General features: G+C 66.0%; 25 protein-coding genes and 2 rRNA genes (1 of these 27 only partly in view). 13 read left to right on the top strand and 14 right to left on the bottom strand.

The window, feature by feature from the left end; translation table 11 throughout:
- Positions 1-269: 269 nt before the first annotated feature.
- Positions 270-1,493, bottom strand: a complete 1,224-nt coding sequence (locus J2S53_RS20920) for an NAD(P)-dependent malic enzyme (protein WP_092924263.1) — start codon at positions 1,491-1,493, stop codon at positions 270-272.
- 337 nt (positions 1,494-1,830) lie between these two features.
- Between J2S53_RS20920 and J2S53_RS20915 the strand changes: the two genes are divergently transcribed.
- Complete coding sequence (locus J2S53_RS20915) at positions 1,831-2,433, top strand: dTDP-4-dehydrorhamnose 3,5-epimerase family protein (protein WP_456242849.1); 603 nt, start codon at positions 1,831-1,833, stop codon at positions 2,431-2,433.
- Positions 2,434-2,590: 157 nt separating this feature from the next.
- On the opposite strand, the gene J2S53_RS20910 is transcribed toward J2S53_RS20915, so the two are convergent.
- Positions 2,591-2,905 (bottom strand): S26 family signal peptidase, encoded by a 315-nt coding sequence (locus J2S53_RS20910; protein WP_092981707.1) that lies wholly within the window; start codon positions 2,903-2,905, stop codon positions 2,591-2,593.
- Positions 2,906-2,989: 84 nt separating this feature from the next.
- Here J2S53_RS20910 and sodN point away from each other — a divergent pair, with 84 nt between their 5' ends.
- Positions 2,990-3,397, top strand: coding sequence for a superoxide dismutase, Ni (gene sodN, locus J2S53_RS20905; RefSeq protein ID WP_043576769.1), 408 nt, complete (start codon positions 2,990-2,992; stop codon positions 3,395-3,397).
- 215 nt (positions 3,398-3,612) lie between these two features.
- Here sodN and J2S53_RS20900 read toward each other — a convergent pair whose 3' ends face one another.
- Positions 3,613-4,017 carry a TlpA disulfide reductase family protein gene (locus J2S53_RS20900; protein ID WP_456242413.1) on the bottom strand — a complete coding sequence of 135 codons (405 nt, stop codon included), beginning with the start codon at positions 4,015-4,017 and terminating at the stop codon, positions 3,613-3,615.
- A 604-nt stretch (positions 4,018-4,621) separates the two neighbouring features.
- Between J2S53_RS20900 and J2S53_RS20895 the strand changes: the two genes are divergently transcribed.
- From J2S53_RS20895 to J2S53_RS20885, 3 genes are all read left to right on the top strand, one after another.
- On the top strand, positions 4,622-5,125 hold the full coding sequence (locus J2S53_RS20895) for an N-acetyltransferase family protein (RefSeq protein ID WP_456242412.1): 504 nt from the start codon (positions 4,622-4,624) through the stop codon (positions 5,123-5,125).
- An 82-nt stretch (positions 5,126-5,207) separates the two neighbouring features.
- Entirely contained in the window at positions 5,208-5,717 is a 510-nt protein-coding gene (locus J2S53_RS20890) for an N-acetyltransferase family protein (RefSeq protein ID WP_456242411.1), read from the top strand.
- A 71-nt stretch (positions 5,718-5,788) separates the two neighbouring features.
- Positions 5,789-6,121 (top strand): hypothetical protein, encoded by a 333-nt coding sequence (locus tag J2S53_RS20885; protein WP_456242410.1) that lies wholly within the window; start codon positions 5,789-5,791, stop codon positions 6,119-6,121.
- Between the two features lie 135 nt (positions 6,122-6,256).
- On the opposite strand, the gene J2S53_RS20880 is transcribed toward J2S53_RS20885, so the two are convergent.
- The gene (locus tag J2S53_RS20880; protein WP_456242409.1) at positions 6,257-6,697 is read right to left on the bottom strand and encodes a hypothetical protein; all 441 of its coding nucleotides are present in this window, start codon (positions 6,695-6,697) and stop codon (positions 6,257-6,259) included.
- A gap of 373 nt (positions 6,698-7,070) precedes the next feature.
- Between J2S53_RS20880 and J2S53_RS20875 the strand changes: the two genes are divergently transcribed.
- Together J2S53_RS20875 and J2S53_RS20870 are read left to right on the top strand one after the other, a co-directional pair.
- Positions 7,071-7,997: a diacylglycerol/lipid kinase family protein gene (locus J2S53_RS20875; RefSeq protein ID WP_456242408.1), complete on the top strand. Its 927-nt coding sequence runs from the start codon at positions 7,071-7,073 to the stop codon at positions 7,995-7,997.
- Between the two features lie 236 nt (positions 7,998-8,233).
- On the top strand, positions 8,234-8,491 hold the full coding sequence (locus J2S53_RS20870) for a WhiB family transcriptional regulator (protein WP_092629718.1): 258 nt from the start codon (positions 8,234-8,236) through the stop codon (positions 8,489-8,491).
- 247 nt (positions 8,492-8,738) lie between these two features.
- On the opposite strand, the gene J2S53_RS20865 is transcribed toward J2S53_RS20870, so the two are convergent.
- The gene (locus J2S53_RS20865; protein ID WP_092924286.1) at positions 8,739-10,229 is read right to left on the bottom strand and encodes a sensor histidine kinase; all 1,491 of its coding nucleotides are present in this window, start codon (positions 10,227-10,229) and stop codon (positions 8,739-8,741) included.
- 112 nt (positions 10,230-10,341) lie between these two features.
- Positions 10,342-10,566, bottom strand: a complete 225-nt coding sequence (locus J2S53_RS20860) for a biotin/lipoyl-binding carrier protein (RefSeq protein WP_165400765.1) — start codon at positions 10,564-10,566, stop codon at positions 10,342-10,344.
- 140 nt (positions 10,567-10,706) lie between these two features.
- Between J2S53_RS20860 and J2S53_RS20855 the strand changes: the two genes are divergently transcribed.
- Positions 10,707-10,787, top strand: coding sequence for a 50S ribosomal protein bL37 (locus tag J2S53_RS20855; protein ID WP_033374540.1), 81 nt, complete (start codon positions 10,707-10,709; stop codon positions 10,785-10,787).
- A 163-nt stretch (positions 10,788-10,950) separates the two neighbouring features.
- On the opposite strand, the gene rsrA is transcribed toward J2S53_RS20855, so the two are convergent.
- From rsrA to J2S53_RS20835, 4 genes are all read right to left on the bottom strand, one after another.
- Positions 10,951-11,286 carry a mycothiol system anti-sigma-R factor gene (gene rsrA / locus J2S53_RS20850; RefSeq protein ID WP_456242407.1) on the bottom strand — a complete coding sequence of 112 codons (336 nt, stop codon included), beginning with the start codon at positions 11,284-11,286 and terminating at the stop codon, positions 10,951-10,953.
- Positions 11,283-11,984 carry a sigma-70 family RNA polymerase sigma factor gene (locus J2S53_RS20845; RefSeq protein ID WP_092981682.1) on the bottom strand — a complete coding sequence of 234 codons (702 nt, stop codon included), beginning with the start codon at positions 11,982-11,984 and terminating at the stop codon, positions 11,283-11,285. Before J2S53_RS20845 ends, rsrA begins: the two co-directional genes overlap by 4 nt.
- 488 nt (positions 11,985-12,472) lie before the next feature.
- Positions 12,473-13,084 carry an alpha/beta hydrolase family protein gene (locus J2S53_RS20840; RefSeq protein WP_456242406.1) on the bottom strand — a complete coding sequence of 204 codons (612 nt, stop codon included), beginning with the start codon at positions 13,082-13,084 and terminating at the stop codon, positions 12,473-12,475.
- Positions 13,081-13,824, bottom strand: a complete 744-nt coding sequence (locus J2S53_RS20835; RefSeq protein ID WP_092981677.1) for an SOS response-associated peptidase — start codon at positions 13,822-13,824, stop codon at positions 13,081-13,083. Before J2S53_RS20835 ends, J2S53_RS20840 begins: the two co-directional genes overlap by 4 nt.
- 191 nt (positions 13,825-14,015) lie before the next feature.
- On the opposite strand from J2S53_RS20835, the gene aroA reads away from it, so the two are divergent.
- The 4 genes from aroA to J2S53_RS20815 all read left to right on the top strand — a co-directional run bounded on the left by aroA (position 14,016) and on the right by J2S53_RS20815 (position 18,186).
- Positions 14,016-15,284, top strand: coding sequence for a 3-phosphoshikimate 1-carboxyvinyltransferase (aroA, locus tag J2S53_RS20830; RefSeq protein ID WP_456242405.1), 1,269 nt, complete (start codon positions 14,016-14,018; stop codon positions 15,282-15,284).
- 16 nt (positions 15,285-15,300) lie between these two features.
- Positions 15,301-16,311, top strand: a complete 1,011-nt coding sequence (rsgA, locus tag J2S53_RS20825) for a ribosome small subunit-dependent GTPase A (protein ID WP_130469240.1) — start codon at positions 15,301-15,303, stop codon at positions 16,309-16,311.
- A gap of 87 nt (positions 16,312-16,398) precedes the next feature.
- The gene (locus J2S53_RS20820; RefSeq protein WP_456242404.1) at positions 16,399-17,217 is read left to right on the top strand and encodes a hypothetical protein; all 819 of its coding nucleotides are present in this window, start codon (positions 16,399-16,401) and stop codon (positions 17,215-17,217) included.
- 150 nt (positions 17,218-17,367) lie between these two features.
- Entirely contained in the window at positions 17,368-18,186 is an 819-nt protein-coding gene (locus J2S53_RS20815) for a hypothetical protein (RefSeq protein WP_456242403.1), read from the top strand.
- 124 nt (positions 18,187-18,310) lie between these two features.
- Here J2S53_RS20815 and J2S53_RS20810 read toward each other — a convergent pair whose 3' ends face one another.
- Positions 18,311-18,832, bottom strand: a complete 522-nt coding sequence (locus tag J2S53_RS20810; protein ID WP_456242402.1) for a DUF6912 family protein — start codon at positions 18,830-18,832, stop codon at positions 18,311-18,313.
- Positions 18,829-20,250 (bottom strand): WS/DGAT/MGAT family O-acyltransferase, encoded by a 1,422-nt coding sequence (locus J2S53_RS20805; protein ID WP_456242401.1) that lies wholly within the window; start codon positions 20,248-20,250, stop codon positions 18,829-18,831. The genes J2S53_RS20810 and J2S53_RS20805 overlap by 4 nt, the downstream gene beginning before the upstream one ends.
- A gap of 155 nt (positions 20,251-20,405) precedes the next feature.
- On the opposite strand from J2S53_RS20805, the gene J2S53_RS20800 reads away from it, so the two are divergent.
- Entirely contained in the window at positions 20,406-21,164 is a 759-nt protein-coding gene (locus tag J2S53_RS20800; RefSeq protein ID WP_456242400.1) for a TrmH family RNA methyltransferase, read from the top strand.
- Between the two features lie 123 nt (positions 21,165-21,287).
- On the opposite strand, the gene rrf is transcribed toward J2S53_RS20800, so the two are convergent.
- Positions 21,288-21,405, bottom strand: a 5S ribosomal RNA gene (gene rrf, locus J2S53_RS20795).
- Between the two features lie 136 nt (positions 21,406-21,541).
- Positions 21,542-23,645: ribosomal RNA gene (locus J2S53_RS20790) — 23S ribosomal RNA — on the bottom strand (it continues 1,000 nt past the right edge of the window).

Genomic DNA, 23,645 nt, shown 5'->3' with positions numbered 1-23,645 from the left:
GACGTTCGGAACCGGGAGCGTGCACGGGTCGGGTGTCCCCGGGCTTCCGCCGGCCCGCCCGGCCGCTCGACGCGTCTCCCAGCCGGTCGTGGCGAAACGACTCGGGGCCGGTCGACGACAGGCGCTGTCGTCGACCGGCCCCGTCCTCTCGTACGGTTCCGGTTCGGCTTCCACCGCGGGAACCAACCTGCCGAGTAGTCTCGCCCCGCGATGCATCCGACTGCCGCTCCGGGAAGACGCGAACTCGCCCCGAGAGGCGAATACGCTGTTCAGGCCGTGGCCACGCCGTCCTTCCGGGCGGCCTCGGCGACCGCGTCGGCGACCTCCGGCGCGACCCTGGGATCCAGCGGGCTGGGCACGATGTAGTCGGCGGCCAGCTCCTCCGAGGCGACGGCCGCGATGGCCTCGGCGGCGGCGACCTTCATCCGGTCACTGATCATCCGGGAACCGGCGTGGAGAGCCCCCTTGAAGATCCCGGGGAACGCCAGCACGTTGTTGATCTGGTTCGGGAAGTCGCTACGTCCGGTGGCGACCACGCTCGCGTGCCTGGCCGCGACCTCCGGATGAATCTCGGGATCCGGGTTGGACAGCGCGAACACGACGGCGTCGTCGGCCATCGTCTCCACCAGCTCCTCCGGAATGGTGCCCGCGGAGACGCCGATGAGCACATCGGCACCGCGCAGGGCTTCGGGCAGTCCGCCGGTGACGTGCCGGGGGTTCGTGCGCTCGGCCAGTTCCGCCTTGATCGGGGTCAGGTTGTCCCTGCCGGAGTGGATCACGCCTCGCGAGTCCGCCACGACGACCTCACCGACACCGGCGGCCTCCAGGATCTCGGCACAGGCCACCCCCGCGGCCCCCGCCCCGGAGATCACCACGCGCAGCGAACCGAAGTCGCGTCCCGAGAGCCGGCAGGCGTTGCGCAGCGCGGCGAGGGTCACGACCGCCGTCCCGTGCTGGTCGTCGTGCATGACCGGGCAGTCCAGGGCCTCGACCAGCCTGCGTTCGAGATCGAAGCACCGCGGCGCGGCCACGTCCTCCAGATTGACCGCGCCGAACGAGGGACGCAGCCGGACCAGGGTTTCCACGATCTCGTCGTTGTCGGTGGTGTCCAGCACCAACGGGATGGAGTCCAGACCGGCGAAGTTCTTGAACAGCGCCGCCTTGCCTTCCATGACCGGCAGCGAAGCGCGCGGACCGATGTCACCGAGCCCCAGCACGGCGGTGCCGTCACTGACGACCGCCACCAGTCCACTGGTCCAGGTGTAGCGGGAAGTCAGCGTCTGATCCGCGTTGATCGCACGGCTGACCTTGGCCACACCCGGCGTGTACGCGATGGAGAGGTCGCGCGGACTCGTCAACGGGGCGGTGGGGGCGATGGCCAGCTTTCCGCCCTCGTGCGCTCCGAATATCTCCTCGTGGGTCAACTCCGCGTTCGGCGTTGCCGGTGCGGACGCGGAATCGGACGTGTTCTGATGATCACTAACGGTGGTCACGGCGTCCTCCTGTTGCCTTGACCTGGCCACCGGGAGCGACTCCCGGGCGGCAGATGGGCGACGTCGCACGCCGTGTGGACTGGTGCCACTCGACGAGGCGTCTAGGGGCGACCGAGACCGACTGCCCAGGTCCGGGCAGCAGCTCGGCGGACGCTGCGGTTCGCCGAGTATGTCAGCCACCCCCGGGGCTGTCTGCGACTAGGGTCACACCACACCAGCATATTCAACAAATTGTCAACACTCGTTCCGGTGATCGTTCGTACCGGGGAAGAAACTCCGCCGGTACTTTCCCGACGACACGACCGGAGAACACCGGTAATAGGCTGCCGGTGTGGACATGCGTCGACTGGGCATCAGCGGTGCCGTGGAATTCACCCCTCCGGTCTTTCCCGATCACCGGGGGCTGTTCGTTGCCCCCTTCCAGCAGGAGACGTTCGCCGAAGCGATCGGACACCGACTGCCCCTGGCGCAGCTCAACAACAGCGTGTCCCACCGCAACGTGGTGCGCGGTGTGCACTTCGCGGACGTTCCGCCGGGCCAGGCCAAGTACGTCTACTGCCCACGGGGGAGCCTGCTCGACGTGGTGGTCGACGTGCGGATCGGCTCACCCACCTTCGGGCGGTGGGAAGCTGTCCGGCTGGACTCGCGGAGCTACAACGGGCTGTACCTGGCCGAAGGTCTCGGGCACGCCTTCGCGGCGTTGGCCGATGACACGGTGATGATCTACCTCTGCTCGACGCCGTACAACCCTCCTGCCGAGCACGCGGTCAACCCACTGGACCCGGAGCTCGGACTGCCGTGGAACGAGCTCGACGCGGAACCGGTGTTGTCCGAAAAGGATCGTTCCGCTCCCTCGCTGGCCGAGGCGAGCGAGGCAGGCATCCTGCCGCGCTACGAGGACTGCCTGGAGCACTACGAGCGACTGCGCTCCGCCGAGTGACGGACCGAACGGTAGGCGCCGAGCGACAGACACTGCCTCACCATCGGACGTACGAACACGAATCGTGACCACCAGGAATACGAGCCGGACTCGTTTTCTTTGGGACCGCGGGGTTCCCACATCCGAACCACACCGGACGGTTCCCGGCGGTAACTACTCAACGTATCCGACCGGGGCGCGGCACCAGTCGCCAGCGGAGCACCCCCAGCACCTCCGCGGGGCCGAGCCGGCGGGAATCCGTGGAGGCCGCGGCATGGTCCCCGGTGACGTGCCAACCCCCCTCGACACGGCACACCGCCCGCTTCACCGAGAGCTGGTTCGGCCTGGACGGCCACCTGACGAGCACGACGTCACCGGGCCTCGGCTCGGTGCGCAACCGCAGCAGCACGATGTCCCCGTCCCGCAGCGTGGGAGCCATCGAGGGCCCTCGCACACGCAGCCTGCGCCAGCGCAGCCGACCGAGCGAACTCACACCTACCTCCGTAAGACAACGACGATCGTAACGGAGTAGGGTCGGCCCTGTCGGAGCATTCACTGTCACTTTCAGGGAGGAAGTATGCGACTCCTGTCGCGGCTTCTCGGCCCGCGTCTGGAAGCAACCGCCCACTGCGACCTGCCGTGCGGCGTTTACGACCCGGCCCAGGCACGGATCGAGGCCGAGTCCGTCAAGGCCATCCAGGAGAAGTACCAGAACAACGAGGACCCCGAGTTCCGCACTCGCGCGATCAACATCGCCGAGCAGCGCTCGGAACTGGTCAAGCACCACCTGTGGGTACTGTGGACCGACTACTTCAAGCCTCCGCACTTCGAGAAGTACCCGCAGCTGCACGAACTGGTGAACAAGGCCACCAAGGCCGCCGGTGCGGCTGGCACCAAGGGCTCGATGGACCCGGCCACGGGCCAGGAGCTGCTGGACTACATCGCCGAGATCGACAAGATCTTCTGGGAGACCAAGAAGGGCTGAACGCCCCGTAGGTCCTCACACGACGCCGGCCGGCCGGAACACGCTTCCGCCGGTCGGCGTCGTTTTTCTCCGGTCGTCGAGCCACGGTCGACGCGCGTTCGGCCGCGAACGCCGCATCCCTCGCCCCCGTTCTTCTTCGTCCTTTCGGGCCCCGCGACGCGCAACCGTTCGGACCGGTCGGAAACCGCGCGGAACGCGATCCGACCGCAGCCGTTTCACACCACTTTCCTTATCTCCGGCATCACTTTTTCCGCGGTCACGGAACCCAGGAAAATCGCGGCCACTCCGTGCTCGTCGTCCAGCACGAGCGTTATCGGCACGGTGGAAAGCGGAAGTCCGTCCAGAGCCAGTGCCACTTTACCGTCCGGGTCGTACACGGAAGGGTAGGTCACGTCCAGATTGTGCATGAAGTCCTGAGCGGACCTCCGGTTCTCGCGAACATTCACACCGAGGAATCGGATGTTCGCGTCCTCGGTCCGCCGGTTCAACCGTTCGAGTTCGTCCGCCTCACCCCGGCAGGGAGCACACCACGATCCCCACAGATTGAGCAGGACCGCTTTGCCCTCGTAGTCCGACAGAGCTATGGTCTTCCCCGGTTTCATGACGGAGGACCCGGACAAGTCCCCCACGCTGTCGCGATCCTCTTCCTCGTACAGGATCCTCGTCCTTCCGTCGGGTGACACGAATGAGAACTCGCCCCGCCCCGACCGCACTTCGCCTCCGGAAAAACCGCCGCAAGAAGTCGATGTCGTGGCGACAAGAATACCGGCCACTGCCGCGACGATTCGTTTCCTGACCACTCCCGACCGTCGAAATCGAACGAATTCGAATTTTCTTCGCTTCGACATGCGCGCATGGTACAACACCGACCGCGTGCCGCACGTGCCGCGAAAACCGAACGCATACGGATCTCATGAGCGTCTTCCCGAACGCGCTACCCAGGTTTTCGGAACGAATCAGCACCGGCGCCGAAAAGACCGGTGATCGGCCGTCGCACCCGGACACTGAACCGGGCAGCCGGACGGCCGGGAGCGGAAGACCCTGGGCACGGTCACACGCCGCCGCGACCGTGGCCGAGCCACCGCGGACGTACGAGAACGGTCCGGATCCCGAGAACACTCCGCGCTCCTCGTTCCGCAGCGCTCGAAATCCGATTGCGCCCGACCGACTCAGTTGCCAGGCTCGCTTCCGACCTCCACTCCCACTCTCGAAACGGAAACCGGTATGGACGTGCGGCCCCGCGTGGCGCGACCCGGCGAGGAACAACGTCTGATGTGGATCCAGCGGGAGGCGTGGTCTCCGGAAACGAGTCCGGCACCACCACAGTCATCGAAGGGATCGATCTTCGACGGACCCGTCGAGGCGGGCAACGTACTTGTCGCCGACGAGAACGGTCTCGCGGTGGGATTCTCGAAACTGGTCCCGCTGGCCACCTCGTATCCCGATCTCGCGGACGCCACGGCTCATGTGCAACAGCTGCACGGCTTCTCGGTGCTGCCCGATTACCGGGGACGGGGCATCGGAGGAACGATGCTGGAAGCCGTGCGCGCCGAATCGCTGCGGCGCGGCGCCACCCGCATCACGCTGCGGGTGCTGGGCACCAACGAACGGGCGATGCGGTTGTATCGCGCCGCGGGTTACGAGATCGAGGGCAGGCTGCGCGCCGAGTTCCGCATCGGGGACAGGTTCGTGGACGACGTGCTGATGGCGCTGGAGCTGCCCACGTGATCGCTTTCGGGGTCGACGTCCGCTAGAACGTCCCGGATCCGAGAAGATGATCATGTGAGCACGACTCGGTTAACCTGAACGGGTGTTAGATCACGCTGGGAACAACCACGCCGGGGACAACGGAGTACGACGAGTCACCGAGGCCGACCTGCCCGCCGTGGTGCGACTGGTGCACGAGCTCGCCGAGTACGAGAAAGCTCCCGAGCAGTGCGAACTCACCACGGAGCAGCTGCGGCGGTCGCTGTTCGGACCGGCCCCGGCGCTGTACGGGCACGTGGCCGAGTTCGACGGGCGAGTCGTGGGATTCGCGCTGTGGTTTCTCAACTTCTCCACCTGGCGGGGGACACACGGTATCTACCTGGAGGACCTCTACGTGGAGCCGTCGTACCGACGGCACGGTCTGGGGCGGGCGCTGCTGGCGGAACTGGCTCGGGAATGCGTCGAACACGGATACGCCCGGCTGGAATGGTGGGTACTGAACTGGAACGAGCAGGCGATCGGTTTCTACGAGTCGCTGGGCGCGATTCCGATGGACGAGTGGACCGTCTTCCGGTTGACCGAGGAGGCACTCGATCGAACAGCCCACGGTTGACGGATTTCCCACAGGCGAAAGCACGGTAATCTGCGAAACCGACACGCACCACACCAGCGCGAGGTGTCACCATGCCCACTCGCCCGATCAGTCGATACTTCAACCACGGGCTCACGTTCCGCTGGGCACAGGGCGACCGGGAAATCGCGGTCAAACGCGGTTACGTCGTGGAGGGCAACCCGTTCATCGAGGTCACTCGACCGAAGCACTTCACGATCGCGGACAGACCGAACGAGGACCCGGCCAGGGACCGTGAGAACTGGATAGCGACGATCCCGGCCAACCCGTCGGACTGGGACAAACCCGGCGCCCTGGCGCGGCTGGCCGAGAGCTGGGCAGCGGCCAATCCGCGCAGCATCCCTTCGGAGAACCGCGGCGAGGGTGGCTCGAACCAGCGTCGCTGACGCTGCTCGCGACAGTGCGCGGTTTGGACCGGGAGCGGGCGGAAGAGCCGGAAGCCCCGTGCCGTTCGACACGAGCCCCCGACGCCCACGGAAAACCACCACACGAGCGGGGACACGCTTCCCGGAAAACTTCGATCAGCCGGAGCGGTTCTCGGGCTCGGCGTCGGGAGCGGCACTGGAGCGCAACCACCACTCCCGCCCCGCACGGTTGAACAGGCACCACAGCACCAGCACGGCGGGAACGGCGAACCCGAAGGCCACCAGCGGGCTGTCCGAGGGACCCATCGCGTACCAGGAGGCACCGAGCAACAACAGTTGCAACAGCAGCACCGGTGTGCGGGCCCAGTGTTTGCTCCGCAACAGCCCGATGCCCGCGAAGAGCACACCGAGGGAGATGAGGCCGAAATAGCCGGCTTCACCATAAGTGGAGCTGCGGGTGAGCGATCCCACCGAACCGAGCTCGGCCTGGCTCGCCCGAATCAGCAGGGCCACGACGAATGTGATCCCGGCAACCGCCTGCAACACGGTCACCAGGCCGGCCAGGCGCACGGCGCGGGGGGCTGTCGCTGCCGACACGAATGCCTCTTTCCTGGGGTGATGTATCCACGGTGACGTAATAGGGCTCGTGGGAGAACTCCCGGCCGGGAGGGCTTCCGGGCCGACCCTCACCGGACGACACCGTCGTTCCGGACGCCGGGGACGGAGATCTCGCCGGACAGCCGTTCGCGGGTGGAACTTTCCGCCGCCGGGCACGTGCTCACACGATCCCGGGAGTACGAGCCCCTGAGCACCCTGTTTCGAGAATAGACCACTCATCCACGCCGACGACACGTTCCCGAGACGGCGGCTCCGGTTCCATCCGGCACACCGTTCCACCGCGAGCGCCGGGAGTTACGAGACGGGGTGGCGCCACACGAAACCTCCCGGGAACTACGGCTAGGCTTCGGGTGTGCGCGCTGTTCTCGTAGTCAATCCGGAGGCGACCTCGACCAGTGCCGCGGGTAGGGACGTGCTGGCCCACGCGCTCGCCAGCGAGGTCAAACTCGACGTGGTGCAAACCCGTTATCGCGGCCATGCCGCCGACGCCGCGGCACGAGCCACCCTCGAAGGGGCCGACCTGATCGTGGTGCACGGTGGTGACGGCACCGTCAACGAGGTCGTCAACGGAATGCTGCGCACGGAAGTGGCCACGACCACCCAGCGCCCGTGCCTGTCGGTGATCCCCGGCGGACTGGCCAACGTCTTCGCGGGCGCGCTCGGCGTACCCCGGGATCCGCTGGAGGCGACCCACGGGCTGCTGCACGCCTTGGCCGAGCAGCGCAGTCGCTGGATCGGCCTGGGCAAGGTGGACGACCGGTGGTTCACCTTCAACGCCGGGGTCGGGATCGACGCGGACGTGGTCGCCGAGGTGGAACGCCGGCGCGGCAAGGGGCGGCGAGTGACACCGTGGCTGTACACCAGCGCCGCGACCCGTTGTTATCTGGCCAGCGCCCGACGTAAACCATTACTCACCGTGCAGGCCGACGACGAGCCTCAGGTGACCGCATTACACGCGGCCATGATTTCCAACGCGGATCCGTGGACCTACCTGGGCCGCAGACCGGTGCACACCAACCCCGAGACCAGCTTCGAAACGGGTATCGGTGTATTCGCGCTCGGCAACATGCTTCCTCACTCAGTGTTACGACATGTAGCGCAAATGCTCAGCGATAGAGCTAAACCACAAGGAAAATCCCTTTTTAGGCGTGCGAACATCAGCAGGTTGCGAGTAGCCTGTGAGCGGCCGTTGCGAGTACAGGTCGACGGCGACTCCCTCGGCGAGCTTTCGGTGATCGATTTCGTGTCGGTTCCGAACGCTCTGTGCGTCGTTGGATAACTTGCCGCAACGGAAGCACCACACAGGGTCGGCCGCACCGTCTCCGGTGGTCACCCAACCCCAGGTCAAGATCTGTCGATCTTCCGGGTGAGCTCACTCACTCGGTAGTGATCGTCCCCTTGACATTACGCGAGTTCGTGAAAGCATTCACAAGCGCACGGACTCCGTGAAAGCATTCACAAACACCCCGGAACAACGATCGGCGCGCATTGGCGTGCCTAGCGAGGAGCAAAACGATGGACTGGCGCGACCGTGCGGTTTGCCGTGACGAGGACCCCGAGCTGTTCTTCCCCGTCGGGAACAGCGGTCCTGCCCTGCTGCAAATCGCCGAGGCCAAGGCTGTTTGCCGTCGTTGCCCCGTCACGTCCGAGTGCCTCGCGTGGGCCCTCGAGACCGGACAGGACGCAGGTGTATGGGGCGGTATGAGCGAGGATGAGCGTCGCGCGCTCAAGCGTCGCAACGCGCGGACACGCACTCGCACCACCAACGCCTGAGCGTCCGACAGATCCGTCCCGGCAGGACTCCGTGAGCGGAGACGGGCGAGACCCGTACGGATTCCCAGGGACGCCGTAATCGGACGCGCGACAGCCGGAAACCGCAACAACCGCACAACACCATCGATCGATCCGCGTCGATGTCGGTCGCGAACGCGATCACCGCGTTCCACAGGGGGGCCGACAGGATCGATCGGAGCACGCTCCCCCGTGTGCGCCCACTATCGACGCACTCAGCGGCAGCGACTCAGCGACGGTATTTCAACGGGACTCGCAGCACCGCCTCGGTACCCCGCTGATCACGCCCGCGCAAACTCAACGACCCGCGGAGTTCCGACTCGACGAGGGTCCGCACGATCTGCAGGCCGAGACGTTCGGCGTGCTCGAGGGAGAAGTCCTTCGGCAGGCCCTGACCGTCATCGGAGATCACCGCGTCCAGCCAGCGCGCCGAACGCTCCGCCTGTACCACGACCTCCCCGCCCTCGCCCTCGGCGAAGGCGTGTTCCAGAGCATTCTGAACCAGCTCGGTAAGGACCATCACCAGCGGAGTCGCCAGCTCCGCCGCGACCTCACCGAAACGCCCCTGCCTGCGTACGGTCACACCGCCGCTCGCGCTGGCGAGGTCACTCATCATCGGAATGACCCGGTCGACGACGTCGTCGAGATCCACTCGCTCATCGACCGACATCGACAACGTCTCGTGCACCAGCGCGATGGACGTCACCCGCCGCACCGATTCGTCCAGCGCCTGCCTCGCCGTGTTGTTGCCGGTACGCCGGGACTGCAACCGCAGCAACGCCGCCACGGTCTGCAGGTTGTTCTTGACCCGGTGGTGGATCTCGCGGATCGTGGCGTCCTTGGAGAGCAGCGCCCGATCCCGACGTTTGACCTCGGTGACGTCCCGGACCAGCACCAGCGCCCCGGCATCCTGGCCACGCGGCTGCAGCGGCAGCGCGCGGAACAACACCGTGGCCCCCTTGGCCTCGGCCTCGATCCGCATTCCCGGCTGACCGTCCAGAGCCTGCCGGATGCGCTGGGACACCTCGTCGGCGTCGAAGGGGTCGGACAACAGCGAACGGGTCAACGAGGCCAGCGGGCCGCCCACGAGGTCCGCGGCGTGGCCCATCCGGTGATACGCCGAGAGCGCGTTGGGACTGGCGAACACCACCGTCCCGGCGCTGTCCAATCGAATCAGACCGTCCCCCACCCTGGGACTGGTGTGCACGTCCGGGGAGGGTTCGGCGGTGGGAAAGCTACCATCGGCGATCATCTGGCAGAGATCGGCGGCACTGCCGAGGTACGAGATCTCCAGCGGACTGGGCACCCGGGGCACCGCGAGGTTGGTGTCCCGGCTCAACACCGCGACCACCGAGTCGTCCAACCGAACCGGAATGGTCTCGCGTCGCACGGGAACCCCCATGTGCCACCGGGGATCCTCTTCCCTGCAGATGCGTTTCTCCCGCACGGCCCGCTGCAGCTGCGGATGGTCCTGAGGGGTCACCGCCGTGCCCACCAGATCCTCCGAATGGGCCGTCGGCGCCGTTGTGGGACGCGCCTGCGCCACGCAGAGGAACCGATTGTCCCCCGGATCGTCCTGCCCGACGGGCACCCACAACAGGAAATCGGCGAAGGACAGGTCGGAGAGCAGTTGCCACTCCGCGACGACGAGCTGCAGATGGTCGGCCACCGTTCCCGACAGACCGGTGTGCTCGGCCAACAGATCACTGAGAGTAGACACGATCAGCCCTTTCGACCGCCCCACGACGAACCACGAACCGACGGCACCCGCTCCCGAGCGATCGCGGCAAGACCTGGCGAAGCACCGGTAGCGGGCGAGCGGGAAACCTCGGTCAGTTCGGGTTCTCGATCACGGCCAGCAGGTCCCCTTCCCGGACCACGTCGCCCGGGCTGACGGCGATCTCGTCGACCCGCCCCGGGCGCTCGGTGAGCACCGGGATCTCCATCTTCATCGACTCCAGCACGACCACCGAGTCCCCGTTGCCGAGCTGATCGCCCGGGCTCACGTCGACGGTCATGACGTTGGCAACCATCTCGGCGCGTATTTCGTGTGCCACCAGCTACCGCTTCCCTTCTGGAACCCGTCCGGCTGACGCTCGGCCACCAGGAAACCACGTGGGCAACCGCCCACGAACACCAGGTCACCTCGCATGTCAGACTGTGGGGGGTCGAATTCGAGTCGGATTAGGAGTGCCCAATGGCCAAGCGGGCCCGCAAGAAGAAGGCCGCGCGCAAGAACAACGCCAATCACGGCAAGCGTCCGCTGCGCGGCAAGTGAGGGTTTTTCGCGGACTATACGGCTCGCTCGCGCCACCGCGGCACCATGCCGCGTCCGCGGCCCACAACAAAGTGGCCCCGAACCGGTCAAGCCGGTTCGGGGCCATCTTTTCGTGTTGTCCGGCTTCTCGTGGCGTCCGGAGAGCGGCTACGGCGCAGCGGAGTCACTCCGCCGAAGAGGTCGGCCTGCTCCGCACCTCGACCGAGGCGCCCTCGGGGCCGTCCTCGACGGTCACCTCGGCCTGGCGCAGCACGTTCTCGCGGATCGAACTACGCAGCCTGTCGTGCAACTCGGCGGGAGCGTGCTCCCCACCGCACTTGCGGTGCAGCAACTCCTTTAGGTGCTCTTCGATTCCGTAGTGCTCCAGGCAGGAGTTGCACTCGTCGAGGTGCTTGCGCAGCGCGGCTCGCCGCTCCTGGTCGCACTCGTTGTCCAAGAACAGCCACACCTCGGCGAGCACGTCCTCGCAGGAAGCCCGCGGGTCTTCGCAACAGCTCACGGCGTGCTCACCTCCCGCTCCTCGGACCGCAGGAAGCCACGTTCACGCGCCACGTCGGTCAGCATCCCGCGCAGTTGCCTGCGCCCACGGTGCAATCGGGACATGACCGTGCCGATCGGAGTGTCCATGATCTCGGCGATTTCCTTGTAGGCGAACCCCTCGACATCCGCCAGGTAAACCACCATGCGGAACTCTTCCGCGAGCTGTTGCAACGCGTACTTCACGTCGGTGTCCGGCAACCTGTCGAGTGCCTCCAGCTCGGCGGAGCGCAGTCCGCTGGAGGTGTGACTCTCGGCCTGCGCCAACTGCCAGTCGGCTATCTCGTCGGTGGGCTGTTGCTGCGGCTGTCGCTGACGCTTGCGGTAACCGTTGATGTAGGTGTTGGTAAGGATGCGGTACAACCAGGCCTTGAGATTGGTCCCCCTGGTGTAGGACTTGAACGCCGAATACGCCTTGAGGTAGGTCTCCTGCACGAGATCCTCGGCATCGGCCGCGTTGCGCGTCATCCGCAGGGCGGCACCGTAGAGCTGATCCAGCAGCGGCATCGCGTCACGCTCGAAGCGGGCGACCCGTTGTTCGGCCGTCTCGGTCGCCTCGGATTCCTCCGCCCGAGTGACCTCGTCCCGTTGCTGCTGCTCACCGGTTTCCGCCGGCTGCTCGTTCTCGGCAGTACTGGCCTGCCCATTGGTACCAGGCACCGGGCTCCTTCCCCGCCACCAAGACGAAAGTGGAGATGGTGACGCCCCCATGCCCTCACCGGCATGAGTACTCTCCCAGGATACCCCGGCACCTTCACGTGCACGCTTCGCGGAATCCCGCGAACCGCGTGACGACACGCACTCTTTCAAGCTGGGCTGCTGGCCGCCGGAGACGGCCGTACCACTCTGCTCGGTCAACACGTCCCGTGCAACGATCGACAACGGCGTGCTATTCCACCCACCGGTCCGATCCGAACCACCGGTCGCACTGAACCGCCGCAACTGGTGACGCCACGTCCGTGGCCCGGTGCGTGCGGCACCTCCCCGTGGGACGGCGTCGATTTCTCGCGAAATTGACGACCCTGATACGGCGGTTCGGCCCCGTACTCCGTCGATTTCTCGCGAAATCGCCGCGCCGTCGACGCGGCCGAGCTCCCAGCACTCCCGCGGGCCGAACCCCGACCACCCTCGCGACCGGAAAACCTCGATCAGTCGAGGAGGCGCAGAATCCTGCCGAGCCACTCGGAGACGGCACGCGAAACCGCTCCCGTGTCGGCCCGCAACGAATGGTCCCCGGGAACCAGCACCACCTCACGGTTGGTGGACGGTTCCGGTTCGCCGAACGGATCGCTCTCGCCCTGCACCACCAGGGTCGGGAGCTCGACCGCGAAGAGCTCGTCACCTCGATCCTTGTCAGGCTTTCCCGGCGGGCGCAGCGGGAACGCCAGGCACAGCACGGCCGATGCTCCCCCGGCGTCGGCCGTGCGGCAGGCCACCCGCGCGCCGGAGGAACGTCCGCCGAAGATCAACGGGAGTTCAGGGAACCACCGCTGCCCCAGGTCATCGGCCACGGCCAGCCAGCAGGCGTCGAGCTGTCGGACCGGAGCGGGCGCACGACGCCCGGCCACCCGGTAGGGCTGTTCGACCAGCGCGACGTGCACGCCCGAGGAGGTGGCGGTACGCGCCGCGCAGACCAGGTCCTCGGCCTCGAAACCACCGCCGGCGCCGTGTCCCAGCAGCAGCGCCGCACGGCCCTCGGCGGCGCTGTGCAGTTCGGCACGGGCCACCCCGTGCGGAGTGTCCACCTCTACTCTTGTCATGATCCGAACAGCGCGTCCTTCTCGGGTACCGGCTCGGTCAGTCCCGGACTGTTGTTGGCCACACTGTTGACCGCACGCGAGACGGGGCGCATCCGTAGTCGCTCCACCAGCTCCCCCGAAGGCGGCACCAGCAGATCCGTGACGTCCTGGTTGTCCGGGTCCAGCCATTCCGCCCAGTCCCGGGACGCGAGCACCAGCGGCATGCGTTCGTGCACCTCGGCGAGCTCACCAACCGCTTCGGTGGTAAGCACGGCACAGCTGACCAGCGGCTCGGCCTCCGGCTCCGCCGGGTCGCGCCAGGTGGCCCAGATTCCCGCCATGCCGAGACTGGAGTCGTCCGGGTTGGTGACGTAGTAGGGCTGCTTGGGGCTGCTGTCCCGTTTCCACTCGTACCAGCCGTCGGCAGGCAGCAGGCAACGGTAATAACGAACAGCCCCCCGAAACGCCGGTTTGGTGGCCACGGTCTCGGAGCGGGCGTTGATCATCCGGCTTCCCACCGAGGGATCCTTGGCCCATTTCGGCACCAGTCCCCAACGCATCACCCGCACGGTGCGTTCGGAGCGGTCCGGATCGGGACTGCCCTCGGCGTCTCTCGGGTGCCGCTGGACGATACTGAACACCGGTTTGGTCGGAGCGACGTTGTAGTCGGGCTCCGGCGCCCGGGAACCGGTCTCGTCCCGCGCGTCGAACTCGGCGGCGAGCTCGCTCGGCGCCTTCGACGAGGCGTATCTACCGCACATCGCTTCGCACCTCCACTCCCTCCACCGCGAAGCGGCAGGCCCCGCGGAACCGGAACCCACGATTACCGTCCACGTTGCGGTTATGCTGCCAGTTCCACCACGTGCTCGCGCAACCCGCACCTGGTTGACGGGCACCCGCGAAAGCACACCCGAACTTCCGGGACGGGCGCAACGTGCGAGACCATCGAGCCATGAGCGCACCCTGGTCCGCCCCACCGGCCCGAGAAGCGGTGCACGCCACCGTCGAGGTCGCGGGCTCCAAGTCCATCACCAACCGGGCCCTCGTGCTCGCCGCACTGGCCACGGGTCCCTCGACGCTGCGATCACCGCTACGAAGCAGGGACACCGAACTGATGGCCGCGGCGCTACGCACGCTCGGTGTGGAGGTCGCGGACGGACCCGAGGGCGAATGGCTGATAGCCCCCGGCAAACCGCACGGCCCGGCGACCGTGGACTGCGGGCTGGCCGGAACCGTCATGCGGTTCCTGCCGCCACTGGCGTGTCTGGCCGAGGGCACGATCACCTTCGACGGGGACCCGCGGGCTCGGGAACGACCGCTGGACACGGTGCTTCGAGCGCTGCGGACGCTGGGGGCTCGGGTGAGCGGCGACGGCCTCCCGTTCACGATCGAGGGCTCGGGGGGAATGGACGGTGGTGAAGTCACTGTCGACGCGTCCGCCTCCTCACAGTTCGTGTCCGGGTTGCTGCTTTCGGCCGCTCGGTACGAGCGCGGGCTGACCGTGCGTCACGAGGGGGAATCGGTGCCGTCGCTGCCGCACATCGCGATGACGGTGCAGATGCTGCGTGCGCGGGGTGTGGACGTGGACGACTCGGAACCCGACACCTGGACGGTGTCACCGGGCGGGATCGAGCCGCTGGAGCTGCGGATCGAACCGGATCTGTCCAACGCGGCCCCGTTCCTCGCCGCCGCAGCGGTGACCGGCGGCGAAGTCACCGTGCCTGGCTGGCCCGAGCGAACCACCCAGGCCGGGGACGCCATCCGGTGGATCCTGCGGGAGATGGGGGCCGGGACCCGGCTGGACGAGCGAGGGTTGACCGTCACCGGCCCGGAACGGCTGCGCGGCGTGGACGTGGACCTGCACGAGGTCGGCGAGCTGACCCCTACTGTCGCCGCGCTGGCCGCGTTGGCGCACGGCGAATCGCGACTGCGGGGGATCGCGCATCTGCGCGGACACGAAACCGATCGACTGGCGGCGCTGCGCGCGGAGTTGACCGGTCTGGGCACGGAGGCCTCGGAGCATCCCGACGGGCTGACCATCGTTCCCCGGCCGATGCGAGGGGGGCAGTGGCACTCCTACGCCGACCACCGGATGGCCACGGCGGGAGCGATCCTGGGACTGCGGGTTCCGGGAACGGTGATCGACGACATCACGACCACCGGCAAAACACTTCCCGGGTTCGACGAGATGTGGACGAAGATGCTGGGCGGCCTGCGGTGACGGGAGCGGAGCGGTGATGACCAAGCGGGGGTGGCGAGACCTCGACGAGTCCGATGTCCGGGTGCGCCCGAACCGGCGCAACAGCAGACCCCGCAGCAAGCAACGCCCCGGACACTCCGATGCGCTCGTGGGGATGGTGGTGGCCGTCGACCGGGGCAGGTGGACGTGCGCCGTCGACGGTGACCCCCGGCAGCAGGTGGTTGCCATGCGTGCCAAGGAGCTGGGCCGAACCCCCGTAGTGATCGGTGATCGCGTCTGGCTGGTGGGTGACACCTCCGGCGAGCCGGACACGCTGGCCCGGATCGTGCGGGTCGAGGAGCGAACCAGCGTGCTGCGGCGTACCGCCGATGACACCGATCCGTACGAACGAGTGGTGGTCGCCAACGCCGAGCAGCTGGTGATCGTGAGTTCGCTGTGGGACCCACCGCCCCGCTCCGGGTTCATCGATCGCTGCCTGGTCGCCGCCTACGCCGGTGGGCTCACCCCGGTGCTGTGCCTGACCAAGGCGGATCTGGCGGCTCCGGAGGATTGGATCTCCGGTTACGCGGAGCTGGGGATCTCCGTGCTCACTACTCGCCTCGACGCCGAACCCACGGAACTGCGGGCCGCGCTGGACGGCCGCGTCTCCGCACTGGTGGGACATTCCGGGGTGGGGAAATCGACGCTGGTCAATCGCCTCGTGCCCGATGCGGAGCGGGCTATCGGACGCGTCAGCGAGGTAGGCAAGGGCAGGCACACCTCGACCTCGGCGGTGGCGATGGCGATGCCCGAAGACATCGGCGGCTGGGTCGTGGACACCCCGGGGATACGGTCCTTCGGACTTGCACACGTCACCGCGAGCGATCTCGTGGACTCGTTCGAGGACCTCGCCGCGGCGGCTGAGGAATGTCCGCCGAACTGCGGTCATCTCGGGGGTACCGAGGATCCGGACTGCCACCTCGACACGTTCGTGGCCGAGGAAGGTCACGAAGCGCAGCTGAACTCGCTGCGGAGACTGCTGCGCTCTCGCGCCGGGCGTGACGAGTGAATCAAATTCATAAAGTTTGTCGTCCTGCGGTGCGGGTCGTTGCTAGGGTCCCGATCCGGTCGAAACGATCGTTACGAAAGGACCGGAATGCGAAGACTGGCCATCGGGCTGACAGCACTGGCCCTGACGGGCGTCACCGCCTGCGGGACCGGACAGACCACTCAGTCGAGTGGTAACCCGTCCGGTGACGCGTCCGAGAAGACCGAGCAGAGCCTGAGTCCGCTGTCGAACGTCTCGGCACTCAGCGACACGGTCGGCGACGCGATGCAGGAGAGCTCCACCGTCAAGATGAGCATGCGGGCGGAGAATTTCCCGGCCGAGGCGGCGAAGACGATGAACTACGACTGCGACTTGGAGCTGGTCGGCCAGAACATGCACTGCACCGGCTTCATGGATTTCATCATGGAGTCGGACACCATGTACATGAAGTTCCCGAAGGAGATGCGGGAACAGCGTGGGATGACCAAACCGTGGGTCGAGATGTCGCCCGAGGACATGGGACAGACCAGTGCGGATTTCAGTGAGCTGACCAAGTTCAGCGACATCGAACGCATGCTGCCCGAGGGCGCGGAGATCAGCGAGAAGCGGAAAACCGAGCTCGAGGGTGAAAAGGCGGTCCGCTACGACGTGGCCGTCGACATGAACGTGATGGCCGAGAAGGGCGAAGAGCAGAACCGGAGCAACGCCCAGGAGATGCTCAAGGGCGGCGTCGAGAAGCTCCACTACGTGTACTGGGTCGACGAACGCGGCCTGCTGATGCGGGTCATCGCCAAAATGCCTCCCATCGGGGGAGCCCCCGAGGACGCGCGAATGGTGATCGACTACTCGGACTGGGGCAAGAAGGTCGACATCTCGGCACCGCCCGCCGAAGAGGTGAACAAACAGTTCACCCAGGGTCCGGCATGAACCACCCGCCGGCATGCTCCCCGGGCGAACGGCGATGCCGAGTGTAGGCGTGACGGGAAATCCCTCGAAATCACCACGTGTGGCCATCGGGCTTTGCTAGGTTGCGGGTGATCCACCCACAGGGGTGAGTCACGGTGAAGGGAGTTTCTCGTGCGCCGCACGACATTGGCACTGTCAGCGTTGGCACTGATCACCACGTTGGGGGCGTGTGGCACGACCTCATCGGACCAGGCGAGCACGGGTAACGGCGGGGACGGGCAGTCGCAGTCCTCCGGCTCCGAGCAGACCTTCCACCAGATCTCCGGACTCGTGTCACAGACGTCCAACACCATGGACGGTAAGCAAACGGTGACGATGAAGATGGAGATCGAGGGCGGCTCCGGCGCCCAGGGGTCGATGATGTCCGCCATGGGCGGCCAGACCTGTCAACTCGACCTCGCCGCGAGCGAGATGTCCTGTGACGGCGCCGTTCCGGTCGTGATGACCGAAAAGGCCATCTACATCAAGATGCCGGGTTCCGCGCAGAGCGGGAAGCCGTGGACGAAGACCAGTACGGGTTCCGCCGGTACGACCGGCAACATGGGTCAGCTCGGGAGCATGCGGCAGTACTCGGACATCGAGTCCATGCTGCCGGAGGGATCGAGCATCGAAAGCACCGAGCAGGTGACGCTCAACGGTGAGCAGGCCACCAGGTACGAGGTGGTCACCGATCTGAGCGAGGTCATGTCCCAGTCCGGGAGTTCGGTCAAGGGCGCTTACGAGCTCTTCCAGAAGCAGGGCATCGAGGAACTGCGGAAGACCGTGTGGATCGGCCCGAACGACCTGCCGATGCGGGTGAAGACGGTCACTCCCGAGATGGAGATGATGGGGACCGAGATCCCCGAGACGACGACGAAGATCACCTACTCCGGTTGGGGTGAACCGGTCGACATCACGGTTCCGCCCGCCGACAAGGTCCAGGGCGCCTGAGACTGCGGCTCCCGCCGAGCTCGGTGTACTCGTCTCCCGGTCGGCCGACCTCCGCGGAAGTCGACCGGGAATTCGGGTTTCGAGTGACCGGAGCTCCCCGGAACGGGCACTCCGGAACCGGACGTCACATCAGTTCGAGCATGAACGGCACCTCCTGCGGAGCGAACCAGGCCAGTTCGTGATCCTCGGCGTCCCCGAGAGCCAGCTCGGCCTTCTCCTCCCCGAGGTCCGCATCGTCGATGAGCGGAGCCGCCTGCCGCACCGCTTCCTCTGCCTCGGCGGTGTCCACGTGCACCGCGGCGATCTTTTTCCAGGGCACCGGATTGGCCAGCCGGACCACCGCGTGGTCCAGATCCGGCCGCAGCGTGGCCTCCTCGTCCCGCACATCGGCGGAGACCACCACTCGTCGAGGTGCCTCCTCCGTTTCGGCCTCCCGCGAATCACCGAGCTCCGTCGAAATCAGCCGGAGCGAGGCTCGGGCCGCCTCCCGCATGGCCGCGTACTCCAGCTCCTCGGCATCCCCGCTGGAATACGACTCCCGCAGGGCGGGAGTCAGTGCGAAGGCCGTGCCACTCAACGGCCGTAGCTGCTGTTGTTCGAAGAACTCCCGCAGCATCCGCACCGTGGCCGGCAAATAGATCCTCATACCTCGACCGTTCCGATCATCTCTTCAACCGACTCCTCGATCATCGCAGCAAGGACATCCACGTCCGGCATGGCTGCCCTGTCGGCGTTGAGGCCGATGAACAGTCCCCCGTTGTAGGAAGTGATCCCGACGGCCAACGACTGGTTCTTCACCAACGGGACCACCGGAAATATCTCGGACATCGGCGCACCGGCCGCGTACAACGGTACCTGCGGGCCGGGAACGTTGGTCACCAGCACGTTGAAGAGCCGGTTGGACAGCCCACTGGCGACCCTGGCCCCCAGGGCGTGCAGGGTCGGAGGGGCGAATCCGGAAAGCCGCACCAGTGCGTCCGCTCCCACGGACTGTCCCGATTCGGCGTGGGCACGCATGGCGTGACTCACCTGATGCAGCCTGATACTCGGGCTGGGCTCACCCACCGGCAGATCCACCAGGTACGAGGAGACCTCGTCGAACGGGAGGTCGCCGAGTTCGGCGCGCGCCACTGCCGCGGGGCCATCGGCTCGGACCGAGACCGGAACCATCGCGCGAACGGTACTACGAGTGGTCACCGCCTCACCCCGCGAAAGTAACCAGTTCCGGAAAGCCCCGGTGAGCACGGCCAGCACCACATCGTTGATGGTTCCGCCGTGCTGCCGCCGCACGTTCCGGAGGTCCTCGAGCCGCGCCCGGGCAACGGCGAACCGCCGCTGCGACGAAGTGGTTCCGTTCAACGGGGTCCCCGGCGGCGGAACAGCGGCGGTGCGCAGTGCGGAGTAGAGCCCCGCCACGGCTCCCGACAACTTGCGCAGCGTGGCGGTGGCGTCGACGGTAGTGGCACGAATGTTCTCCACCACCTCCCCCGGACGCCGAACAGCCTCCGTGACCGCGTTGACGGCGAGTTGAACGGCGCCCGGCTCGGGGCGCGGCAGCCAGGGACCGGTGTGCTCCGCCGATGAGTCAGCGGGAGTGCTCTGCAGGATCAGCTGGCCGATGTCGATAGCCCCGATACCGTCGATCATGGCCTGATGGGTCTTCGTGATCACCGCTGTTCGATCCTCGGAGAGCCCCTCCACCAGGTAGACTTCCCACAGCGGCCGAGTGGTGTCCAGTTTCCGCGACATCAACCGCTGGGTGAGGTCGTGCAGCTGCTCGTCGTTGCCGGGTTTGGGTAGTGCGGAACGACGTACGTGGTAACTGATGTCGAAATTCTGATCGTCCACCCAAACCGGTCTGGCGAGTCGACCCGGGATCTGCACGACTTTCTGGCGGTAACGCGGCACCAGCGCGAGCTTGCGTTCGATGAACGAAACCACACTGTCGTAGTCGAATCCGGAGCTCGGCCGCCGAAAAACAGCCACACCTCCGACGTGCATCGGTGTGGTGTGGTCCTCCAGATACAGGAATGAGGCATCCAGTGCGGACAACCGATCGGACATGACCGCGATACTGACACACGACGGACGCCGAACGAAGTGACGCCGAGCGGCCGTGTAGCGGTGAACTCCCGGCGAAGAAACCGATCAACGGCGGACCGCTTCCGACCCGCTCGTTCGACGAAGAGCGACAACTCTCCGAGAGGAGCCTCGCAACAGTGCCCGAAACCTCACCACGCGACCGATTCGTGACCGTCTACGGCCGTAAACCGGTGTTGGAAGCCCTGTCCGATCTCGAACTTCGCGTGGACAAGGTAGTTCTCGCCGAGGGAATCAGCGGCGGCATCGTCCGCGAGATCAAGGAAGCGGCCGACGACCGCGCTGTACCGGTGCGGCGCGCCAGCGCGCAACGCGTGAAGGTACTCGCGGGCAACGGACGCCACGACCAGGGTGTGATAGCCGACGTGGTGGCCCGGAAGATGCGTCCGCTGGAAGATGCGCTGGCGGATCCGGCAACCGCGCCCCGCAGCATGCTGCTGCTGGACGGGTTGACCACTCCGGCCAACGTGGGAATGATCCTGCGCACCGCGACGGCTTCGGGCATGGACGGCATCGTGCTGCCGCACCGTGGGGTGGCCAATGTGGACCCGTTGGTGGTCAAGGCTTCGGCGGGAATCGCCTTTCACGCTCCGATCCTGCGCAGCCCGGATGCCGGCACGGCCGCTGAAGCGCTGTCCGAGGCCGGATATCCGTTGTACTCACTGGATGCCCATGCCGGGACGAATCTCTTCCGAGCGGACTTTCCGAACCGGGCGGTGTTCGTGCTCGGTAGTGAAACGGCCGGTCTCTCGGAAGAAGTGGGCCAACGGATCACGGAGCGGTTGCGCATTCCGATGTACGGCGGGGTGGAGTCGTTGAATGTGGCCGCCGCTGCCGGTGTGATCTGCTACGAACTCGCACGAAGAGCTTCCGACTGAGTCGGGGAAAACATCCCACGGCGGTACTGCCTGCCCCGGCGATTTCGCGTGGCGTTGTCGGGGTAAGGGGGCAGAGAGTAGTCCGGCCCCACCCTGGTGGGTGGGGCCGGTTTGGGGGGGTTGGGTCGGCGGTGTCCGTGTCTCCCACACCCGTGGGGGTGCAGTACCTGGGGCGCTGGAGGGCTTAGCTGCCGGGTTCGGGATGGATGCCGGGCGTGTCTCCTCCGCTGTGGCCACCGACCCAAAAAACCATTGGGGGCTGATGGGGGTTCAGCCGGTATTGAATTGTCCAGGGGGTGGTGGCTGTGTTGGGAGCCGTATAGTGGTGGCGAGATCGCGTGCTTGCGGGTTGGTGCGTGTGTGGGCGGTGTGTTGTGGGGGTGTCGCCGTTCGGCGGGTTAGTACCCGTCCACTGAACACATCGCTGTGCGTACATGTCGGGCCTATCAACCCAGTCATCTGCTGGGTGCCTTATCCCCCCTTACGGGGGGTGGGAGACGTCATCTTGGGGTGGGCTTCCCGCTTAGATGCTTTCAGCGGTTATCCGTGCCGAACATGGCCAACCAGCCGTGCCCCTGGCGGGACAACTGGCACACTAGAGGTTCGTCCGTCCCGGTCCTCTCGTACTAGGGACAGCTCCCCGCACGTCTCCACACGCGCGCGGCGGATAGGGACCGAACTGTCTCACGACGTTCTAAACCCAGCTCGCGTGCCGCTTTAATGGGCGAACAGCCCAACCCTTGGGACCCACTCCAGCCCCAGGATGCGACGAGCCGACATCGAGGTGCCAAACCATGCCGTCGATATGGACTCTTGGGCAAGATCAGCCTGTTATCCCCGGGGTACCTTTTATCCGTTGAGCGACACCGCATCCGCATGCCGGTGCCGGATCACTAGTCCCTGCTTTCGCACCTGCTCGACCCGTCGGTCTCACAGTCAAGCTCCCTTGTGCACTTACACGCGCCACCTGGTTTCCGTCCAGGCTGAGGGAACCATTGGGCGCCTCCGTTACCTTTTAGGAGGCAACCGCCCCAGTTAAACTACCCACCAGGCACTGTCCCTGATCCGGGTCACGGACCGAGGTTAGACGCCCGGAACGACCAGAGTGGTATTTCACCAGCAACTCCCCACACACTGGCGTGCGTGGTTCACCGTTTCCCACCTATCCTACACAAGCCGAACCAGACGCCCATACCAAGCTGTAGTAAAGGTCCCGGGGTCTTTCCGTCCTGCCGCGCGAAACGAGCATCTTAACTCGTCCTGCAATTTCGTCGGGCCCGTGGTCGAGACAGCGCCCAAGTCGTTACGCCATTCGTGCAGGTCGGAACTTACCCGACAAGGAATTTCGCTACCTTAGGATGGTTATAGTTACCACCGCCGTTTACCGGCGCTTCGGTTCGCAGCCTCACCCCGAAGGGTTCACCACTCCCCTTAACGTTCCGGCACCGGGCAGGCGTCAGTCCGTATACCGCGTCTTACGACTTCGCACGGACCTGTGTTTTTAGTAAACAGTCGCTTGGGCCCAGACTCTGCGGCCACCCCCAGCTCACCCCGCCAATGGGGGATCACCAGGCGCGGCTCCCCTTCTCCCGAAGTTACGGGGACAATTTGCCGAATTCCTTAACCACGGTTACCCCGCTCGCCTCGGTATGCTCTACCAGACCACCTGTGTCGGTTTCGGGTACGGACCACGCGGCCCCTCGCTAGAGGCTTTTCTCGGCAGCCGGGGATCACCCACTTCGCCACACCGGCTCGGCATCCGGTCTCACACCACTGGCCACCCGGATTTGCCTGGGCGGCCGTGCTACACCGTTACCCCGGGACAACCATCGCCCGGGATGGGCTACCCTCCTGCGTCACCCCCTCGCTGCCCAGCACACCCACCAGCAACCACCACCCACACGAACCACCAGGACGAATCCCGATGGCCGCCATGAGTTGACGATCCCTGCATGGGGGCTGGTATGGGGCGGTGCCACGCGGGTACGGGAATATCAACCCGTTGTCCTGTCGACTACGCCTGACGGCCTCGCCTTAGGATCCGACTCACCCAGGGCGGAACAACCTGGCCCTGGAACCCTTGGTCTTCCGGCGGGACAGATTCTCACTGCCCATGCACTACTCATGCCTGCATTCTCACTCCCACACCCTCCACCACAGGTTTGCACCGCGGCTTCACCGGCGTGCGGGACGCTCCCCTACCCACAACAGCAACGCTGCTGTGTCACGGCTTCGGCGGTGTACTTACAAGCCCCGCTACATTATCGGCGCAGGATCACTTGACCAGTGAGCTGTTACGCACTCTTTCAAGGATGGCTGCTTCTAAGCCAACCTCCTGGTTGTCTCGGCAATCCCACATCCTTTTCCACTCAGCACACACTTCGGGGCCTTAGCCGGTGATCTGGGCTGTTTCCCTCTCGACCATGGAGCTTCTCCCCCACGGACTCACTGCCACGCTGCCAACGTTGATGCCATTCGGAG

Origin of the sequence: Actinopolyspora lacussalsi, assembly GCA_030803735.1 — a bacterium.
Lineage (GTDB): Bacteria > Actinomycetota > Actinomycetes > Mycobacteriales > Pseudonocardiaceae > Actinopolyspora > Actinopolyspora lacussalsi.
The sequence above is the reverse complement of the archived record's forward strand: the minus strand, read 5'-3'. Positions and strand labels throughout refer to the sequence as shown.

Excerpts from the sequence above, each read along its gene's own strand:
- J2S53_RS20915 (WP_456242849.1), top strand. The coding sequence starts at position 1,831 with ATGCGTCGACTGGGCATCAGCGGTGCCGTGGAATTCACCCCTCCGGTC.
- sodN (WP_043576769.1), top strand. The coding sequence starts at position 2,990 with ATGCGACTCCTGTCGCGGCTTCTCGGCCCGCGTCTGGAAGCAACCGCC.
- J2S53_RS20895 (WP_456242412.1), top strand. The coding sequence starts at position 4,622 with ATGGACGTGCGGCCCCGCGTGGCGCGACCCGGCGAGGAACAACGTCTG.
- J2S53_RS20885 (WP_456242410.1), top strand. The coding sequence starts at position 5,789 with ATGCCCACTCGCCCGATCAGTCGATACTTCAACCACGGGCTCACGTTC.
- J2S53_RS20870 (WP_092629718.1), top strand. The coding sequence starts at position 8,234 with ATGGACTGGCGCGACCGTGCGGTTTGCCGTGACGAGGACCCCGAGCTG.
- J2S53_RS20855 (WP_033374540.1), top strand. The coding sequence starts at position 10,707 with ATGGCCAAGCGGGCCCGCAAGAAGAAGGCCGCGCGCAAGAACAACGCC.
- J2S53_RS20840 (WP_456242406.1), bottom strand. The coding sequence starts at position 13,084 with ATGACAAGAGTAGAGGTGGACACTCCGCACGGGGTGGCCCGTGCCGAA.
- J2S53_RS20835 (WP_092981677.1), bottom strand. The coding sequence starts at position 13,824 with ATGTGCGGTAGATACGCCTCGTCGAAGGCGCCGAGCGAGCTCGCCGCC.
- aroA (WP_456242405.1), top strand. The coding sequence starts at position 14,016 with ATGAGCGCACCCTGGTCCGCCCCACCGGCCCGAGAAGCGGTGCACGCC.
- rsgA (WP_130469240.1), top strand. The coding sequence starts at position 15,301 with ATGACCAAGCGGGGGTGGCGAGACCTCGACGAGTCCGATGTCCGGGTG.
- J2S53_RS20820 (WP_456242404.1), top strand. The coding sequence starts at position 16,399 with ATGCGAAGACTGGCCATCGGGCTGACAGCACTGGCCCTGACGGGCGTC.
- J2S53_RS20810 (WP_456242402.1), bottom strand. The coding sequence starts at position 18,832 with ATGAGGATCTATTTGCCGGCCACGGTGCGGATGCTGCGGGAGTTCTTC.
- J2S53_RS20805 (WP_456242401.1), bottom strand. The coding sequence starts at position 20,250 with ATGTCCGATCGGTTGTCCGCACTGGATGCCTCATTCCTGTATCTGGAG.